Annotated in this window: 22 protein-coding genes; 1 reads left to right on the top strand and 21 read right to left on the bottom strand. The window is 30.7% G+C overall.

The window, feature by feature from the left end; translation table 11 throughout:
- The first annotated feature begins 163 nt into the window (after nucleotides 1-163).
- Entirely contained in the window at nucleotides 164-877 is a 714-nt protein-coding gene (locus BXU01_RS19240) for a hypothetical protein (RefSeq protein WP_083694794.1), read from the top strand.
- A gap of 69 nt (nucleotides 878-946) precedes the next feature.
- Here BXU01_RS19240 and BXU01_RS19235 read toward each other — a convergent pair whose 3' ends face one another.
- The 21 genes from BXU01_RS19235 to BXU01_RS19135 form a co-directional block, all read right to left on the bottom strand.
- Nucleotides 947-1,363: a hypothetical protein gene (locus BXU01_RS19235; protein ID WP_083694793.1), complete on the bottom strand. Its 417-nt coding sequence runs from the start codon at nucleotides 1,361-1,363 to the stop codon at nucleotides 947-949.
- Nucleotides 1,364-1,417: 54 nt separating this feature from the next.
- Nucleotides 1,418-2,788, bottom strand: coding sequence for a hypothetical protein (locus BXU01_RS19230; RefSeq protein ID WP_083694792.1), 1,371 nt, complete (start codon nucleotides 2,786-2,788; stop codon nucleotides 1,418-1,420).
- Nucleotides 2,789-2,914: 126 nt separating this feature from the next.
- The gene (locus tag BXU01_RS19225) at nucleotides 2,915-3,991 is read right to left on the bottom strand and encodes a calcium:proton antiporter (RefSeq protein WP_083694791.1); all 1,077 of its coding nucleotides are present in this window, start codon (nucleotides 3,989-3,991) and stop codon (nucleotides 2,915-2,917) included.
- 259 nt (nucleotides 3,992-4,250) lie between these two features.
- The gene (locus tag BXU01_RS19220) at nucleotides 4,251-4,547 is read right to left on the bottom strand and encodes a hypothetical protein (protein WP_123774117.1); all 297 of its coding nucleotides are present in this window, start codon (nucleotides 4,545-4,547) and stop codon (nucleotides 4,251-4,253) included.
- 104 nt (nucleotides 4,548-4,651) lie between these two features.
- Nucleotides 4,652-5,071 (bottom strand): VOC family protein, encoded by a 420-nt coding sequence (locus BXU01_RS19215; protein WP_083694789.1) that lies wholly within the window; start codon nucleotides 5,069-5,071, stop codon nucleotides 4,652-4,654.
- Nucleotides 5,072-5,156: 85 nt separating this feature from the next.
- Nucleotides 5,157-5,708: a hypothetical protein gene (locus BXU01_RS19210; RefSeq protein WP_083694788.1), complete on the bottom strand. Its 552-nt coding sequence runs from the start codon at nucleotides 5,706-5,708 to the stop codon at nucleotides 5,157-5,159.
- Nucleotides 5,709-5,734: 26 nt separating this feature from the next.
- Nucleotides 5,735-6,238 (bottom strand): endonuclease V, encoded by a 504-nt coding sequence (locus BXU01_RS19205; RefSeq protein ID WP_083694787.1) that lies wholly within the window; start codon nucleotides 6,236-6,238, stop codon nucleotides 5,735-5,737.
- Between the two features lie 114 nt (nucleotides 6,239-6,352).
- Nucleotides 6,353-7,312, bottom strand: a complete 960-nt coding sequence (locus tag BXU01_RS19200) for a hypothetical protein (protein ID WP_083694786.1) — start codon at nucleotides 7,310-7,312, stop codon at nucleotides 6,353-6,355.
- Between the two features lie 185 nt (nucleotides 7,313-7,497).
- Nucleotides 7,498-8,064 (bottom strand): DUF4256 domain-containing protein, encoded by a 567-nt coding sequence (locus tag BXU01_RS19195; protein ID WP_083694785.1) that lies wholly within the window; start codon nucleotides 8,062-8,064, stop codon nucleotides 7,498-7,500.
- Between the two features lie 43 nt (nucleotides 8,065-8,107).
- Nucleotides 8,108-8,491: a DoxX family protein gene (locus BXU01_RS19190; protein ID WP_083694784.1), complete on the bottom strand. Its 384-nt coding sequence runs from the start codon at nucleotides 8,489-8,491 to the stop codon at nucleotides 8,108-8,110.
- A 7-nt stretch (nucleotides 8,492-8,498) separates the two neighbouring features.
- A complete protein-coding gene (locus BXU01_RS19185; RefSeq protein WP_083694783.1) occupies nucleotides 8,499-8,966 on the bottom strand; it encodes an SRPBCC domain-containing protein in 468 nt (155 codons plus the stop codon).
- 6 nt (nucleotides 8,967-8,972) lie between these two features.
- Complete coding sequence (locus BXU01_RS19180) at nucleotides 8,973-9,296, bottom strand: helix-turn-helix transcriptional regulator (protein WP_083694782.1); 324 nt, start codon at nucleotides 9,294-9,296, stop codon at nucleotides 8,973-8,975.
- 158 nt (nucleotides 9,297-9,454) lie between these two features.
- The gene (gene abc-f, locus BXU01_RS19175; protein WP_083694781.1) at nucleotides 9,455-11,041 is read right to left on the bottom strand and encodes a ribosomal protection-like ABC-F family protein; all 1,587 of its coding nucleotides are present in this window, start codon (nucleotides 11,039-11,041) and stop codon (nucleotides 9,455-9,457) included.
- 248 nt (nucleotides 11,042-11,289) lie between these two features.
- Nucleotides 11,290-11,658, bottom strand: coding sequence for a hypothetical protein (locus BXU01_RS19170; protein WP_083694780.1), 369 nt, complete (start codon nucleotides 11,656-11,658; stop codon nucleotides 11,290-11,292).
- Nucleotides 11,659-11,890: 232 nt separating this feature from the next.
- On the bottom strand, nucleotides 11,891-12,823 hold the full coding sequence (locus tag BXU01_RS19165) for a transglutaminase (RefSeq protein WP_083694779.1): 933 nt from the start codon (nucleotides 12,821-12,823) through the stop codon (nucleotides 11,891-11,893).
- An 18-nt stretch (nucleotides 12,824-12,841) separates the two neighbouring features.
- On the bottom strand, nucleotides 12,842-13,693 hold the full coding sequence (locus BXU01_RS19160) for a substrate-binding domain-containing protein (protein ID WP_083694778.1): 852 nt from the start codon (nucleotides 13,691-13,693) through the stop codon (nucleotides 12,842-12,844).
- 61 nt (nucleotides 13,694-13,754) lie between these two features.
- Nucleotides 13,755-14,231 carry a DUF4265 domain-containing protein gene (locus BXU01_RS19155; protein WP_083694777.1) on the bottom strand — a complete coding sequence of 159 codons (477 nt, stop codon included), beginning with the start codon at nucleotides 14,229-14,231 and terminating at the stop codon, nucleotides 13,755-13,757.
- A gap of 72 nt (nucleotides 14,232-14,303) precedes the next feature.
- Nucleotides 14,304-14,696 carry a VOC family protein gene (locus BXU01_RS19150; RefSeq protein WP_083694776.1) on the bottom strand — a complete coding sequence of 131 codons (393 nt, stop codon included), beginning with the start codon at nucleotides 14,694-14,696 and terminating at the stop codon, nucleotides 14,304-14,306.
- 3 nt (nucleotides 14,697-14,699) lie between these two features.
- A complete protein-coding gene (locus tag BXU01_RS19145) occupies nucleotides 14,700-15,137 on the bottom strand; it encodes a DinB family protein (protein ID WP_083694775.1) in 438 nt (145 codons plus the stop codon).
- Between the two features lie 35 nt (nucleotides 15,138-15,172).
- Nucleotides 15,173-16,042, bottom strand: a complete 870-nt coding sequence (locus BXU01_RS19140; RefSeq protein WP_083694774.1) for a nucleoside phosphorylase — start codon at nucleotides 16,040-16,042, stop codon at nucleotides 15,173-15,175.
- Between the two features lie 247 nt (nucleotides 16,043-16,289).
- Nucleotides 16,290-16,622 (bottom strand): translation initiation factor, encoded by a 333-nt coding sequence (locus tag BXU01_RS19135; protein ID WP_083694773.1) that lies wholly within the window; start codon nucleotides 16,620-16,622, stop codon nucleotides 16,290-16,292.
- Nucleotides 16,623-16,729 lie beyond the last annotated feature (107 nt).

Raw genomic sequence — 16,729 nt, 5'->3', positions numbered from 1 at the left:
TCAGCTAATTGAAGTTAATAAAAGACTTATTAACATTGTTTTTATGAAGTTGGAGGTGGTTTAATTAATCCTGATTTAAAAAATATTTTATTCCATAAACAGGTATTTTTACTTAATTAGAAAATTTTAATTTTATATAAATTCGCGCTAATTAAAAATAATTATGAAAAGTAAAATAATTGATCTGCGCAGCTTTCTGGAAAGAAATAAAATATTTTTCGAAGTTTTAGCAGCTACAGCCTTAACTGTCACTAGTGTTTTTGTATCATTTAAAGCTAATGACATCGCTAATCAAGCGAATAATATAGCAACTCAAGGAAATAATATCTCGAAAATTCAAACGAAGATTATGACTTCGGAAAACACCCCAAAAATAGAAATTCAACGAATAAATTATGATGATCCAACTAAAACAAATCCAGTAACAAAATGGCTTGTATTTAATAACAATAGTAATATATCTAATTTTGAAATTGAAAGCGAAATATCATTTTTAAATATTGTTAAAAAGGACCATAAAGAAATAGATATTCGCCTAGCAGAATATATTAACCGTCAAGGTAAATTTACCGGACAAAATGAAGGTCTTATTTATGAATTTGATAACAAATATTGTAGTGAGAATGAATTTTTAACTCGTGAGAAAATTTCAGACTTTGGAGATGTTAATGTGAAAACTTACATTGAAATGTCATTTATAAATGTTTTAGGAAAGAAAGAAGTAGTGCATTTTCAAATTTCTCCATTAATTCAGCCAATTTCTAAAAGTGCTTGGGAATCAAGAAAAAAATATTCAAGAAGTATAAATACTAATGCAATTTATTTAGAACATATTGAAAAAAATATTAAACAAATAAAAAGTCAAAATTTTCAATAGAAAATAATCTTCTAGAAACCAAAAAACTCCATTAAAATAATGGAGTTTTTTTATAGTTATAAATTCCCCTTATTCCTGAGAACTTTGAATTGTAAACGGTAATCTAAAACAACCACTTTTATCAAAAACGTTAATTAGGTTTTCCTTTTTCATAATATAGATCAATTCATCGCAAAAATTCTTTATGGTTGTAATGGCACAATTGCTTTTTCCTTTTTTATCCATTTCATATGAGGATATTAAGCAATCTGAATCTATATTAAAATTAACGTAAACCGTTTCTTTTTGAACTTCGCAATCCTCAAAAAAATGTATAAAACTACTAATTTGAGTAAATTTAGTTCCATTTCCTGTGCTTTGGCTAACAATAAGATCGCCATACTTTGTTTTGATTTTATTGGTAGTTCTGATACTTTTTACATCATTTTCCTGAGCATAAACCGACGACATAAAAATTAGCATAATTATTTGCAGTGTAATTTTCATTTCTTACCAAAAGTTTAATTTATCAGTATTTTAAAAAGGAGATCGATATATTTTCTATTGTATCAATTTAATAAGATCTTCTATTGTTGATTTTTTCTGATTTAATACGATCAGTTGGCTTTTATCATTTAATAGAATTTTCTCTGCAAACTCTTTGTCAGCATTAATTTTCCAGTTTTTTAATTCCGGAAACTTATTTTTTATCAGTTTTATTTTTTCGGTATTGTTTTTCGAAATAATGATGATTTTTGTTAGCGTTGTTTTCTGCATATTCTCGATACTGCTTTCCGTAATTTCATCTTCAAATTCTGATCTTGAACGATATCTAAACAGTTTTCTTATCATATTCTCATCATTTTTATTTTCTGACAATACATATCTGTAAGTCATTATATTATCAAGTTCATTTATCCAATTAGAAAAATTTTCTTCATAAAGCCTGATATAAGTATCAATAAAATTTTTATCCATTGGTTTCTTCTCATCAATATATGCTGTAACCAATGGATATATCTGCTTTGCCATGAGATTAATATATTTTTTATTATACCAGTCTCCAGCATCAATTTTGCCATCTAATTTTCCGTAAACATAGCCATTTCCTAATGCAGTCGCCAGGGCTTCATTCATAAGTTGATACGCATAATTACTGCATTTTGATTTATTTTCTTTAAAATAGCGATCAATTTCTGTTTTTACTTCAATTGATTGTTCATCATAAATAATATGATATGTTTCGTGTAACATTACACTAAAAAGATCTTTATATGATCCTAAATCAGTTTGTACCGCGCTAATAAAATTGTTGCAAAACGCTTGTGCCGTAAATCCTTTAGAATTAGGCAAAGGATAAAAAGCTATTATAAAAGGAATTGATTTGTCCCAATTCGAATTATAGAACAACAATCCCGTTGCAAAATATTTTTCTATTTCCTGCTCGTCAGAATAGTTTGTGATTTCGAGAAGTTGCTTTTCGAATTTTTCTTTATTCGGATAATAAATTAGTTCGTTATAAACAGGCGTAAATTCTGAAATACATTCTGCTAAATCACTCAACGTTTTATTAGGAATGAATCCAATAGTCCGCAGTTTGAAATCGCTTAAATTTTCGGATTCAATAAGATTTTTTTTCAAAATATCCTCTGTTTGCATGCTCTTTTTTGAGCCATATGGATATTCTTCAAATCGAAAACTATAATCAAGAGATAATTTTTCGAATTTTGAGACTATACTTTTATATTTCTCTATATTGTATTTTGATTGTTGAAATTCCGTCTTAAAAACATTTTCAGGATAATCCTGGGAAAGATTTTGTAAAAAAACAAAAACTGCTAACTGTTCCGAATATTTAATTTTAAAAGTTGTCTTTTGCGCAAAAGTAAAGGCCGTTAAAAATAAAAAAGTTAGTAGAATTTTGTTTTTCATTGTCTGTTTGGTTATGATGTTATTTGATTCTGTATTTTTTTCTTATTCCAGTGTTAATTCTTTATTTGTAGATTAAAACACTAATATAAAACTAATTCCATCACAAAAAATAATTTATTTATGAGATCAAGGATATATCATAAGAAACACAAAAGCAAATAAATTAACCAGAAGTACGACTCCGTAAACAATATTAGATTTTCCTTTGCTTAATGACAACATTACTGTAAATACAGATAATGCAAGCAAAACAATAGATTTAATGTCCAGACCCAAAATAATAGGCATATCCATCATGATACAAACTGCAGCAACACTGGGAATTGTTAACCCAATACTCGCCAGAGCAGAACCCAATGCTAAATTTATACTGGTTTGAAGCCTGTTTTTTCTTGCTGCGATTATAGCTGCTATAGCTTCGGGCAGTAAAATTATGGCTGCAATTACAACTCCCACCAAAGTTTTAGGAAGATGGTAGCTTACAATAATACTTTCGATAGTAGGAGAGAGGGTTTTCGCTAATAATACCACAATCCCCAAACTTACAATAAGAAAAACAAGACTGGTATAAAAGGTTTTATTGTCGATTGCTATTGGTTCGACTGCATCTTCGTTTTCGTCATCGCCAACAGTTAGAAAATATTGTCTGTACCTGCTGGTTTGTGCAAACAGAAAAGAAGAATAAATAACAATACAGGCAATTGAAGCGAAAACAAGCTGCGGAGTCGAATAATAAGATCCTGCAACGCTTTCTGTAAAAGTAGGGAAGACCAATGTAAATACGATAATCGAAACCAACGAAACCAAGCCAATTGTAACAGAAGAAACAGAAAAATTTTGTTCATAATGTTTTAAACCACCAATTAAAAGACAAAGTCCAATAATACCATTCAGGATAAGCATCGTCGCTGCATATACCGTGTCACGGGCTAGAGAAGCAGCTTCAGAACCCTCTGACAACATTAAGGAGACAATAATTGAAACTTCTATAACGGTTATAGATATGGCCAGAATAATGGTTCCGTAAGGTTCTCCAACTCTTTCTGCTATTATCTCAGAATGGTGTACGGCTGACATAACACTAAGAATAAGTAATATGCTTGCAATAACCTGAAATATACTGCTGTTGTCTACTAGTCCGCTAAAAAATAGAATCCAGGCAAGTGCCGGAATTATGATGGTCCACTGAAGTAATTGTTTCATTTTCTTAATATTTCTGTCAAGGTATTTTGTTACAAATTGACGTTTTAAATTCCTGTAATATAGGGAATTTTGCAAAAAGGAGCAAACAAAATAAGGCTTGTTTGATTTTTAACTCCAAAATTTAAGCTAAAAAAATGCTGTTTTAAAGTTGATTTCAGCTAAAATAGTATGACGAAAAATGATTCATAAACTTCATTTAAAGAACAAAAAAGCTCCATTATTTCTAATGGAGCTTTTCGTATCTGAGCATCATACAAAGCTATTTTGTATCAATCTTATTATCTGTTTTTTTATTTAATCGTACCAATCTGACCATTTGATAAATAGCATGATTTTTTAAGGATAAAGAGCGCGCGATTTCAGGAATACCCTGCATATGGACTTCGCATAAATAACCAAATTCAAGTTCTGAGATTATTTTACCATGTTCTAAAATCGTTTCGCTTATTTCTGTGGTTGGTTTAGCAACTTCAATATATACTAAATAAAAACCTTCTGAATAATCTAATGGCGAAGCGAGATTCTTCATTAAAGAGACATAATTATTTTCCTCCATATTATTGTTGTTTAATTCGTATTGAACCTTATTAATGGATAAATGAAATTTCAATAAGATCTTTAATACCCGCTGCGAAAATCAGTTTTAGTATAATTAAGATATTAAACCGGCTCCCAAAGTTCTATTTTATTGCCATCTGCATCCATGATATGAACAAATTTACCGTAATCAAAAGTTTCAATATTATCCAGTACAGTTACTCCGTTTTGTTTTAGATTATCTACAAGTCCTTCAATATTCTGAACCTGATAATTAATCATAAACTCTTTTTGAGACGGAGAAAAATAATCATCTCCTTTTTTAAACGGACTCCATTGCAGTGAACTTATTTCGTCCGGTTTATTTATTTTTCTGGATTCAAAAGTCGAACCCCATTCATTAACATTAAGTCCTAAATTCTTTGCATACCAATCTCTGGTTTCCTGAGGATTTTCTGAAAAAAAGAAAATCCCGCCAATTCCTGTCACTTTTGGCGTGTTCTCATTTAAAGATGAGTCTGTTTGGCTTTTTAAATCTTCCATGGTATTTGTTTTAATTTATAAATCCGGTTTTATCCAAATTTAATTAAAATATAATTCAGTAAAACACTCGTTTACAAGTAATTTATCACCAGGCGTTATTGTGGATTTGATACCTTATGTATTCTAATTTCCGATTGTTGAATTCTAATATTTTGATGAGATCTGAATCTGTAAAATATTCCAGATAAATAAAATCATCCACCTTTAATTTTCTAAAGTTATCATTATCCATAAAAATATATTTATTTTTATTTTCAGGCTCAGAAAATATTTTAACCACATTATGACTCGTCGAATCTGAATCATGCTGGTTGGTAATTATTTTCTCCAAAACTTTAAAAGAGCCTGCAATTTTCTTTTGTTTGTATAGGTTTTTCTTCCATTTTGCATTTCGTTCAAAACCTTTGATTAGCGCATAAGTAAAAACTCCTAAAAATAAAAATTCAAGTATAATAAAGCTGTCTAAAATTGAAGCCACCGATGGAATTCCCTCTGAAAAATTTAAATGATAAAAACCATAATACAAACAAAGCATAATGATTACCCATAAAATGCTGTATTTATCGTATTCCTTAATTCTTGCTTTCAGAAATTGTATATCGTCCTCTGTTAATTCTAATTCTTTCAAATAATCCATTTTAATTTTATTAAAATAGCCCGTATTTACAATTCTTTCGTTAATCGATCCAGTTCTTTTAGCAATGTTGGAAATCTAAATTCTCCTGCCATACTTTCTACTTTTTCAAAAGCATCATCCAGTTCAATACCAATAGAAGTAATATAGAGCGGTTTTTTGCTATCGCCTCTCTTCAAAGCTCTCTTATTTTTTTCGATCGCGGCAAAATTTGTTTTTGCAACACCAATTATTGGGATTCTATTATTCAGTTTTTCATATAAACGGCCACCTAAACCATATTTTTTTTCATCGTCTAAATACACGAATCCATCTACAATAATAGCTTCAATATTCGTGAGATCTATCTTATTTAATAAACTAATGATGCAAGGCAACTCTCTTTTATAAAATTCTCCCGGAACATATTCCTCGATATTATCGATAATTTCTGTGTGAATTTTAAAGTTTTTACTTTCGTTCCATTCCTCAAATTCAAGGCAAACCGTTTTTGCTTTTCCGTCAAAGTAATAAGTGTCAAAGGCTAAAATCATATTTATTTTGTATCAACTTTTGTAATTTAATATCTTCTAAATCCTCTCTGTAGTATAAAAAGCTATAGTTTAATACTTTTTATAGCCTTATAAACTTCTTTTTTTAAATTAGAATTATCCTTTTAGTTTTGCTTCAAACTCTTTTTTGACCTGATATTTTGGTTCATACAAAATAAATTCATTCTCTATATCGCCAACACCTTCGAGAACTATATATAAACTTTCTTTATTGATAATATCTTTAAAAGTAAAATGCTTTTTAAACTCTTCAAAAGTGTAATCTTTATTTTTTGATATAAATTCAAAATATTCCTGACCACAAGCCATACTATAAATCAAAGAATTTCGCGAACCTTCTTCATAAACTAATAATTCCTTTTTTTTATTGAAAATAAGAAGCTTAATATTGTTTTCTAAATTTGACTTAATCAGCTTTTTCAAAATAACTTTATTATTATAAATTTCGAAAAGTTCATATTTAATACCATTTATATCCAGAATTGACCCCACTTTTGTTTTATCTAATGAAAGAATAACATAATCGGTTAGAAATGATAATTCATAAGTAATAGTTCCTTTTAATTTTAGATCTTTATTATCCACCGTAATAGATTGCTTATTAGCAGTTTGATATTCTAATTCTGTATTTGAATCTTTTTTGAATTCACCTCCTAAATTCAAAAAACCACTATCAGATAATTTGATCTTTTTGTTTTTAGAATCAAATAAATTACTGCTTATACTTTCCAGTTTCACAAAACCAAATGATTCACAATTATACTCCGGCGGAAATTTAGAATCCAGTATAATATCAACTTGATTATTCTCTTTTTTTCGTATTGATAAAATCGTATTCTGTGCAAAAACACCAGCAGATTTCTCTAAAATATCTGTTTTGCATTTACTGGTAATAAAAAGTTTTTCAGGAACGTATTTTTTGGTCTTAAAGGCGTAAGAAGGTTTATTATGATATTCTTTCGACATTTCATATTTATACTGAAACAGTTGTTCTTCAGTTTGAGCAAATACATTAAAAAAGGTAAGAAACAGAAGCAAGCTTAAAGTTGTTTTCATTTATTGGTTTTGGTAAAATTGTTGCTAATATAATTAAAACCAAATTGAAATATGTCTAGACTTTTAAAATAGATTTTTAAAAATTTAATGAATATTTTTTCAGTTAAATTAAATAACAAAACCTCCGTCTAAAGAGAACGGAGGCTTTTGCTATTGTTGAAAAAATTACTTTATCAACTTTAAAACTAAACTCGCAACAATCCTCGAAAACCTCTTGCGGCATAATAAGATTCGGCGCCATTATGATACACAAATACTGTATTGTAACGGAAATCTGAGAATAATGCTCCGCCCAATTTTCTAATATTAGCTGGTGTTGCGATCCAGCTGGATGTTTTTAAGTCAAAATTACCCAATGTCTGAAGTTCCTTGTATTGCTCTTCATTCAAAAGTTCAATTCCCATTTCTGTAGCCCTGTTAAGTGCACTGTCAGCTGGTTTATTTTCTTTCCTTTTTTCTAAAGCTTCATGATCATAACAAAAGCTTCTGCGGCCTTTTGGACTTTCAGCAGAGCAATCATAAAAAATATATTCATCTGTTTTTTTATCATAACCTACAACATCCGGTTCACCTTCAGTTCTTTCCATTTCATCGAGCGACCATAATTTATTGGGATTACCCTGCAGCTTAGCTTTTACTTTTGCCCATTCAATATCTTTATGACGTTGCATATTTTTCTCAAAACGTGTTTCTAAAACATTCAGTATTTCTTCTTGTTGTTCAGGTGACAACTTATTTTTATTTGCACTCATATGTTTAAATAATTTCTTACTAAGTTAAAAAAAAACAGGGATATTATAAATTTATAGAAGTTACTTTTCTTTCTAAAGGTCTGAAATACCAAGAAGTAACCGTTAAAACAAGTAATAAGATTGGTCCAAAAAGTGCTACAGCCGGATCTCCCGAAGCTAAATGAGAAAAAACAGCGCCCGACATGGCAAAAAAGAAACCGGCATATGCCCATTCTTTCAATAAAGGAAATTTAGGGATAAGTATGGCTATAACACCTAATATTTTCCAGATTCCTAATAGTGTCAAAAAGTAAATAGGGTAGCCCAAATGCGTCATCATATCCACTTCTTCTTTCATTTTAATTAATTGTACAACTCCGGTAGATGTCATTCCTAATGCAAGCCAAAGAGTAGCGATCCAATATATAATTTTATTTCTTTTTGTCATGATGTTGCTATTTAAGTTTGTTTACAATTTCCTGTAATCTATTGTGTGCCATGTTTATACCTTGTGCAAAAGGCAATTTCAGCATTTGATCGCGAAGATCAGCTGATTTATAAATTATGTGCATGGTAAGTTTACTGGTTTCATCAGAGATTAGTTCAAACTTTAAAAATTCAAGCTGAACGGCAAAAGGAGAGTTTTCCATTTCAAACGTACGTGTAATTCTCTGGTTTGGACTGTATTCATGAATTACGCCATTTGCTTTAAATACAACATTTCCGTGAGGATCAGTCGTTTCGAATTGATAACCGCCGTGTTGCTTGTTTTCTAGTTTTAGTACTTTTGTGCCCATCCATTGTGCTACAATTTCTGGATCATCATAAGCCTTAAAAAGTAATGCTAACGGAAGATCAAATTCTCTGGTAATTATAAGATCCTGTTTACCATCCTGAGCATCAATTTTTGTTTTTAGTTCCATAAATAGTTATTTTTTAGGTTTATAGTTCTTCATAATACTTTCTAATTTGTTAAATCGATCATCCCACATTTGACGAAAAGGCTCAATAAAATCAGCTACTTCCTTCATTTTTTTGGCATTGATATGATAATAAATTTCTCTGCCATTTTGTGCCTGTTCCAATAATTCGCATTCCGTCAGGATTTGAATGTGTTTTGAAATAGTTTGCCTTGATGAATCAAAATTTTCCGCTATAGTTCCGGGCGTCATAGCCTGAATTGCTACTAAACTTAGTATTGCCCTGCGGGTAGGGTCAGCGATTGCCTGAAATACATCTCTACGAATTTCCATTGTGCAGTTATTTGACTGCAAATATAATGCAGTTATTTGACTGCGCAAAATATTTATTGATTATTTACTCAAAATCAAACATTTAGAATGCTTAAAAAACATGAAAACCTCTAAGATCATAAGACTTTAGAGGTTTTCTGTCAAGAATTTTATTTTTATTAAAGCTCAATTGTTTTCTCCATATTTATTGCCTCCAGAAATGATTCATCGTGAGAAACCACAATCAATGTTCCTTGATATTCATTAATAGCTGCGGTCAGGATTTCGATATTCTGAATATCTAAATTATTTGTTGGCTCGTCTAATATAATCATGTCCGGCGATTCGTTATTAATGGTGAGGCAACACAGCATTAGCCGCATTTTTTCGCCACCACTTAATGCGCTGCAAGGTTTATCCCAATATTCTTTATGAAATAAAAAGCGATTAAGTCTCATTTTTATTTCGTGTTCTTCTAATCCTGCGCTATTAAATTGTTGTGCCTGATCATAAACCTTAAGTTCATTATTTATCAGGGAATAATCCTGATCGATATAAACCGATTTATTTGGGGCAGCATATACCGTTCCTGATTTTGGTTCTAAATTTCCCAATATTATTTTGATCAGCGTAGTTTTTCCGGATCCATTTGTACCTTTTAGAACAATTCTTTCACCGCTTATTATCTCAATATTTAAATCCTTTTTCCATAATAACTGTTCTTTATAACTGTAGTTAACTGCATTTGCCTTAAACAAAATTTTGCCTTTGTGTAAACCCGAATTATCAAAACCAAATTTCATCTGATCTACATCAGGCAAAGCAGAGCGTAATTCTCGTAATTCCTTCGATATACCATCAATTTTCTCGACATGAACGCTTTTGAGTTTCGAAGAACTATTTTCGGCATTATTGCGTAACGTATTCATCATTATTCTGGCAACACCTGATTTTTCTTGTTTCTTTTTTCCTCGTGCGTCCAGTTTTTGCTGTCTTTCTGCTGTTTCACGTTCTTTTTCCCGGGCTTTTCGCAACGCTTTTTCTTTACTTTGTAAATCATGGTTCAATGCAGTTTTTTCGATTTCTTTTTGCTCAGCATAAAAATCATAATTTCCGCCATATATACTGATTCCGCGTTTGCTGAGCTCGTAAACCGTATTTAAAAGGTTAAGTAATTTTCGATCATGGCTCACAATGATCAAGCTGCTATTTGTAGAATCAATAAAGTTGTAGAGTAATTCTCTCGCTGTATAATCGAGATGATTACTTGGTTCATCAAGTAAAACCAATTGAGGTTCATGAATCGAAATACCAGCCAGAAAAACCTTTGTTTTCTGACCTCCACTTAGTGTTTCTATTTTTTGTGCTAAATCTAAATCAGATAATTGCCAATATTTTAGTGCAGCATTGCAACGTTCTTCAATAGTCCAGTCGTCGTTTAGAACTGTAAGATTTTCTTCCGTTACGTTTCCGTCCAATATTGCTGCAAGTGCGTTTAGTTTATGATTTACGCGCAAAGCCTCGCCAATCGTAAAATGATTGTATTGCCCAAAGATTTGAGGGATATAATAAGGCTCAGAACTAACTTTTAGTTCTCCGTTTGAAGGCTGTAATTCGCCGGCAATAATTTTTAATAAAGTCGATTTTCCAACGCCATTATTACCAATTAAGGCAATTTTATCCTGATTGTTTATTGTAAAACTGATAGTGTCAAACAATAAATTAGTGTTGCTGTGTTTATATGCAATGTTTTGTAGAATGAGCATAATTTCTTTCCGTTAAGATGAATAAATAGCGTAACCGCGATTGCAGTCTGTGCTTTAAATTGTCTGAAAGAAATTATTTTTCACATAAGTGATTTGTATTATTTTAAGATTGCAAAGATACAATTTGTGTTTTTATTTTAAAGAAAAAATATAAATTCATTACAACAAACCCAACTTAGAATTTGTCTTAAATAAAAAACCACACTGTATTGCAGCGTGGTTGATTAGGTTTATATAAAAAGTGTCTGTTATATTTTTTTGAGTGTAACTTTCATCTCTTTGCTGTCTAAAATCAGTTCGTCATCAGTTATAGTACTTTCACAAGGATATGGGGTTCCTGTTTCATCTTTTATTACTAAACTTTTTCCTCCTTTTGTCAACGCAAATGTACCATCCGTTATTTCTCTTTGTAGATATCCCGTAACATGTCCGTCTTTTGTAAATGTAAGTTGTCCCTGCGTCAGGATTACATTTTTTAAAGAGTCAGAAAGAGGTATTTTAGGCTCAACTGCTGTTATTTTCCAGGAGTTAACCAATTTGTTTCGATCTTTGTGACATGAAACCATTAATAGTGCTAATAATGCAATTCCGAAGATAAATAATTTAGATTTTTTCATGATTTTGTGATTAAGGTTAGACCATAGAAATTTACAAAAATATTTTTAATTAAAAATCTAAAAATCAAATATTTATAAAAATAAACAGGAACTAACCTTACAATTCCTTATGATATCAGTAAATGCAATACTTAAATAAAAAAAGGCAATGCACAAAAAAAAGACACACTGCTGTGTGCCTTTACATAAAATCTTAAAACCTTTGAGGTTCAGATAATTAATTTCTAAAAAATTATTTTAGAGTTAGCGCCCCTAAAATTTCTTCGTACATAAATGGTCCGCCTGGATATTTTGCCGTGTAATCAAGATTCATCCATACTTGTCCGCGTTCGTCAATATGATAATGAATTTTTTTGCCATAACTTTCTTTTACAAAAAGCACATTCTTGATTAAATAATTGACTTTTTCCAGATCAATCAAGGAACCAATTAGAATTTCCGGATAAATATGCCCTTTAGTATGAATTAGCCTTGGAGTTCCGCCAATAGAACGTATTGCTGCTGCCATTAAAATAGAATGATCGTCGCAATCTCCTGAAAAATATTCTAATGATTCGCTCGCCGTAGCAATATAATCTCCTTCTTTAGGGTCATTAACATAATTCCAACGTCCGTTTATTTCTTTAAAAACTGCAAAACACTGAATAATGGTTCTATAATCTGAATAACCTTTTATTCCTTTAAAATGTTTCGTAGTGGCCATTATAGCAAAATTGCGAACCTTTGGGTTTTGGTATTCTATGGCATTAATAATTTTTGATTTATTAGGAAACGGAAGCAGCTTTGCCACAATAATATCCTGCGGAAAAGGATTATCAGACATCGTATAAATCATCGAATTATAATCTTCGGATATTTCACTAAAGCCATAATTTCCTATCACACTTCCGTAGATAAGCACCAATATATAAACAGCAATACATAAGATTATGATTGTTCGCAGATACATTAAAAGAAAGAAAATAGCAGCAAATACAAAGATAAAGATAAAGACGCGGTCGAGATTGAACGGCCATTCTAAATCAATCAGGTTCTGATGCAGTATGATAAAAATTGGGATCGTGATTAAAAGACTCAACAGCATAATAATAATCCTGTCCCAGGGAGATTTCACCTGTAATTTGGATTTTAATTGCGGAAAGTCAATTTTAGGAAATTTTATCATAAGAATCAAAAGCAGTATTTACAGCGCTTTTACAGTTTCAACAAAAGTACTTTTTTTATCAATAATTCCCAGATCAAATAACTGATTTTGAATTTTAATAAATGCTTTTTCACTCAAATTCTTTTGAGACCATTGCGTAAGTTTTAACCATTCCTGAATATCCTCGATTTTTTGATTGAATAATTCTGATAATGTTTTGTCTATATTAGGTATTTCAGTAAAATCCTGAGTTGTTTTGTTTATAATTTCAAGTATTTTCTCGACTGTTTTAGGATTCTTTTTCAGGAATTCATCACGCACCGTAATAACAAATGAAGGCCATGGAGTAGGGCAGTCGCCAACACGTCTGAAAATACCCTGATCTACAAGCGGTTTTGTCATAAAACGTTCCCACATAAAATAATCAGCAGTTCCTTTTGTCAAAGCTTCAACAGCACCATCGATAGTATTGATGATCTCAAATTGCAAATTATCAGTTTCCCAACCATTTTCATGTGCATTTACATAAGCCATTAATTGCGATCCCGATCCAACTCTGGAAATGGCTACTTTTTTATCCTTAAGATCTTTTACAGTTTGAAAACTTGATTTTGCCGCAACATGAATTCCCCAGATCAAAGGTGACTGTACATAAATCTGAACAATTTTGCTGGGGTTTCCGGCAACGATATCTTTTACAATTCCTTCGGTTAAAATAACAGCAATGTCAGCTTCACCATCACGAAGCATCTGACACATTTTACCGGTACCTTCAGGAATATTGTTCCATTGCAAATCAATGCTTTCAGCTTCAAATTCACCATTTTCGATGCATAAATGCCATGGCAAATTGAAGTGTTCCGGAACACCTACAATTTTTACAGTTTTCATTTTTAAGTTAAGTTTAAGTTTGGTAAGCGTATTTTAAGTTTGTTTGTTTAGTTTGCGTTATTTAGTTTTTTAATAAATCGGTTCTGTGTTTTTCTGAAAGGCAAGGTTCTGCAAATTCTATTATTGAATTTGATTCATATTCATCCAATAAACTCTTTACTATTGCGTAATCTACATTTTTAACAATCTCAACAGCAAAAAAAGTATCATTTAAACCTTCTGATATGCAATTAATTGTTTTTAATTTCTCTCTGATTATTTCCTTATCAAATCCTTCCTGCAAAATTAAAACCTGAACGATCGAATTTCCTGAACTTTGTATGGTTTCCCTGTGTATAAAGTTTTTTTCGTTTTCGTCATATTCTGCACGAAAAATATCATCAGTTGCAATCAAAGGTCCAAAAAACGGAATATTATCCAATTTATAATATCCTTTTTCAGCATCAATAATTTCTGCCCACATGGTCTCTGAAACGATCTCTTCGAGATAAGTGCTGTAATATTTGAATAGTATTTTTTTATGTGTTTCTTCTGCCATTATTTATTTTGTAATATTTTTTTAAGATCAACTATTAGAATCAATGATCTAATTTTCAAATTGACTTATTATCTAATTAATTTCGTCTATTTCTGCTTTCAAGGGAGAAACAACAATGCGATAACCATCCGGATCCAGGAACATTTGTCCGTTTTCATTCCAGAACGGATTCTTTGCATTTATACTTGAAATATTATACTGTAAAAGCCTTTTTATTAATTCGTTATAATCTAAAATTGTTTTGGGATAAAGTACAATTACATCATCTTCATCAAAAGTATGGTTTGCTTTTGTTTGGGATTGTGTAAATTCAAAATGCCAGTCTAAACCGGATTTACCAATAAAAATACCATCATAATTATTATGATTTTCAAAACCTCCTAATTTCTCAAATCCCAGAATATCGACATAAAAATCTTCAATTGCTTCCAGGTTATTCGTATGTCTCGCTACTCTTAAAAACATAATCTACGATTTTATCTGATTGATATGATGTTCTAAATGTTCTACATAATCAGTCATCAAAAACTTTAAATCAATTACTGATTCATCAGTCAGAATAATTTTATAATCTAAAGCTTTCTCATCAACAGATTTCATTAGTTTTACAATTTGTTTGTTTAATAAAAACCAAAGCTGCGTTAACTCCTGAATATCCATTTCCTGATATTGATTTAAATTTACTAAATCTATTTGACTATATGGTCTGTAATGGTAAGGTTTTTCTAAATAATTAATTTCTGTAAAACGAACCAAATTATGTATGGCAGAATCTGTCAAATGGCCTAAAATCTCTTTTTTAGACCATTTTCCAAGTTTTTTTTCTTCTAATATATTTTGAATTATTGTTGGAAAATAAGTGACATTTTTCAATAATCTTTCAATTTTAAGAATAGCAGCTTCCATAAATTATCTAATTATTTAATGGACAAATTCTCTAATTATTTCCCTGCTAATTTATTCAAAGTATAAGCAATCAATTCATCTACAGCTTTATACGGATCTTCACTAAAAGTTCCGGATGCACGATTGGCAATTATAGCATTCAATGACAAAGCATTATGTCCTAAAAGTGCTGATAATCCATAAATAGCAGCCGTTTCCATTTCTAAATTGGTGATTTTCTCCTCATTAAAAGTAAAACTATCCATTTTACTGTTTAATGCTTCATCTTGAATATTTAAACGTAAAACACGTCCTTGTGGTCCGTAAAAACCGCCGGCTGTAGCAGTAATACCTTTAAACATTTTATCTGACTCGATAATTTTTTCTAATTTCTCAGAACATGCAATTGCATACGGTTTTCCTTTTCTAATATCCCAATTTGTGTGGGCGATAAAAGCATCTTCGATCGCTGCATTCGATACTTTATCGATCAGGTAGGAGCGAAGCATGTTATCTAATCCTAAACCAAATTTAGACATTACAAAACTGTCCACAGGAATATAAGCATGTAAAGATCCTGAAGTTCCAATCCTGATAATATTCAAAGAAGTTAATTCTTTTTTTGGCTTGCGTGTCTCTAAATCAATGTTTACAAGAGCATCTAATTCATTTATAACAATATCAATATTGTCAGGTCCAATTCCCGTAGACATTACAGATATTCTCTTTCCTTTATAAATTCCGGTTTGTGTTTTAAATTCTCTTTTTTGTGTAGAATATTCGATAGAATCAAAAAACTGTGTGATTTTCTCTACTCGGTTTTGATCTCCAACAAAAATTATATCATGAGCAATATGTTCAGGACGAAGGTTCAAGTGGTAAACACTACCATCCGGATTAAGTATTAATTCTGAGTTTTGTATCATTTTTTTTCTTTAAGGTTCAAAGTGACAAAGGTTCAAAGGTTCTGAGGTTTCCTGTAGGATGTAATCTTTTTTGCCCACTGATTTAACGGACTGAACAGATTGTCACAGATTTATTTTATGTTTTTTCTTTTAAGGTTTTCTGTAGAGGCGCACAGCAGTGCGTCTTTTTTGGCAAATCATTTCATGAGTTAATTTTAAATCTCAACATAGAACTTGAAACTTGAAACCTGAAACAATTTAAACTTTTTTACCCACCAACTCTTTTCGTTTTAAATCCTTTTGCTTTCAGGATTTCCATGATTTTATCGCGATAATCGCCCTGAATGATGATCGAAGCATCTTTAAAAGTTCCACCAACGCTTAATTTTGTTTTAATTTCTTTTGCCAAAATTTTAAAATCTTCGTCACTTCCTTCATAACCTTCGATTATGGTTGTGGCTTTTCCTTTTCGCTTTTCGAATTTACAAATCATAGGTTCTTTTTGAATATAAAGAACATGATCCTGCTCCTGGATTTCCTCAGGCTCATTTGATTCTACGTGATCCGGAAATAAGTTTTTTAATTGATCTTGTAAGTCCATAAATTTTTTATGCTAAAAAATAAATTTCAATAGTTGTGGTTTCTAAAAATTAAATTCCAAATCCCAATTGATAGTTGGAATTTGGAATTTTAATATTTCAATTTTAT

This window comes from [Flexibacter] sp. ATCC 35103, assembly GCF_001975985.1.
Lineage (GTDB): Bacteria > Bacteroidota > Bacteroidia > Flavobacteriales > Flavobacteriaceae > Flavobacterium.
This window is presented reverse-complemented; position numbering and strand designations above follow the sequence as displayed.

Coding starts and splice junctions, on each gene's coding strand:
- BXU01_RS19240 (WP_083694794.1), top strand. CDS start 164: ATGAAAAGTAAAATAATTGATCTGCGCAGCTTTCTGGAAAGAAATAAA.
- BXU01_RS19235 (WP_083694793.1), bottom strand. CDS start 1,363: ATGAAAATTACACTGCAAATAATTATGCTAATTTTTATGTCGTCGGTT.
- BXU01_RS19230 (WP_083694792.1), bottom strand. CDS start 2,788: ATGAAAAACAAAATTCTACTAACTTTTTTATTTTTAACGGCCTTTACT.
- BXU01_RS19225 (WP_083694791.1), bottom strand. CDS start 3,991: ATGAAACAATTACTTCAGTGGACCATCATAATTCCGGCACTTGCCTGG.
- BXU01_RS19220 (WP_123774117.1), bottom strand. CDS start 4,547: ATGGAGGAAAATAATTATGTCTCTTTAATGAAGAATCTCGCTTCGCCA.
- BXU01_RS19215 (WP_083694789.1), bottom strand. CDS start 5,071: ATGGAAGATTTAAAAAGCCAAACAGACTCATCTTTAAATGAGAACACG.
- BXU01_RS19210 (WP_083694788.1), bottom strand. CDS start 5,708: ATGGATTATTTGAAAGAATTAGAATTAACAGAGGACGATATACAATTT.
- BXU01_RS19205 (WP_083694787.1), bottom strand. CDS start 6,238: ATGATTTTAGCCTTTGACACTTATTACTTTGACGGAAAAGCAAAAACG.
- BXU01_RS19200 (WP_083694786.1), bottom strand. CDS start 7,312: ATGAAAACAACTTTAAGCTTGCTTCTGTTTCTTACCTTTTTTAATGTA.
- BXU01_RS19195 (WP_083694785.1), bottom strand. CDS start 8,064: ATGAGTGCAAATAAAAATAAGTTGTCACCTGAACAACAAGAAGAAATA.
- BXU01_RS19190 (WP_083694784.1), bottom strand. CDS start 8,491: ATGACAAAAAGAAATAAAATTATATATTGGATCGCTACTCTTTGGCTT.
- BXU01_RS19185 (WP_083694783.1), bottom strand. CDS start 8,966: ATGGAACTAAAAACAAAAATTGATGCTCAGGATGGTAAACAGGATCTT.
- BXU01_RS19180 (WP_083694782.1), bottom strand. CDS start 9,296: ATGGAAATTCGTAGAGATGTATTTCAGGCAATCGCTGACCCTACCCGC.
- abc-f (WP_083694781.1), bottom strand. CDS start 11,041: ATGCTCATTCTACAAAACATTGCATATAAACACAGCAACACTAATTTA.
- BXU01_RS19170 (WP_083694780.1), bottom strand. CDS start 11,658: ATGAAAAAATCTAAATTATTTATCTTCGGAATTGCATTATTAGCACTA.
- BXU01_RS19165 (WP_083694779.1), bottom strand. CDS start 12,823: ATGATAAAATTTCCTAAAATTGACTTTCCGCAATTAAAATCCAAATTA.
- BXU01_RS19160 (WP_083694778.1), bottom strand. CDS start 13,693: ATGAAAACTGTAAAAATTGTAGGTGTTCCGGAACACTTCAATTTGCCA.
- BXU01_RS19155 (WP_083694777.1), bottom strand. CDS start 14,231: ATGGCAGAAGAAACACATAAAAAAATACTATTCAAATATTACAGCACT.
- BXU01_RS19150 (WP_083694776.1), bottom strand. CDS start 14,696: ATGTTTTTAAGAGTAGCGAGACATACGAATAACCTGGAAGCAATTGAA.
- BXU01_RS19145 (WP_083694775.1), bottom strand. CDS start 15,137: ATGGAAGCTGCTATTCTTAAAATTGAAAGATTATTGAAAAATGTCACT.
- BXU01_RS19140 (WP_083694774.1), bottom strand. CDS start 16,042: ATGATACAAAACTCAGAATTAATACTTAATCCGGATGGTAGTGTTTAC.
- BXU01_RS19135 (WP_083694773.1), bottom strand. CDS start 16,622: ATGGACTTACAAGATCAATTAAAAAACTTATTTCCGGATCACGTAGAA.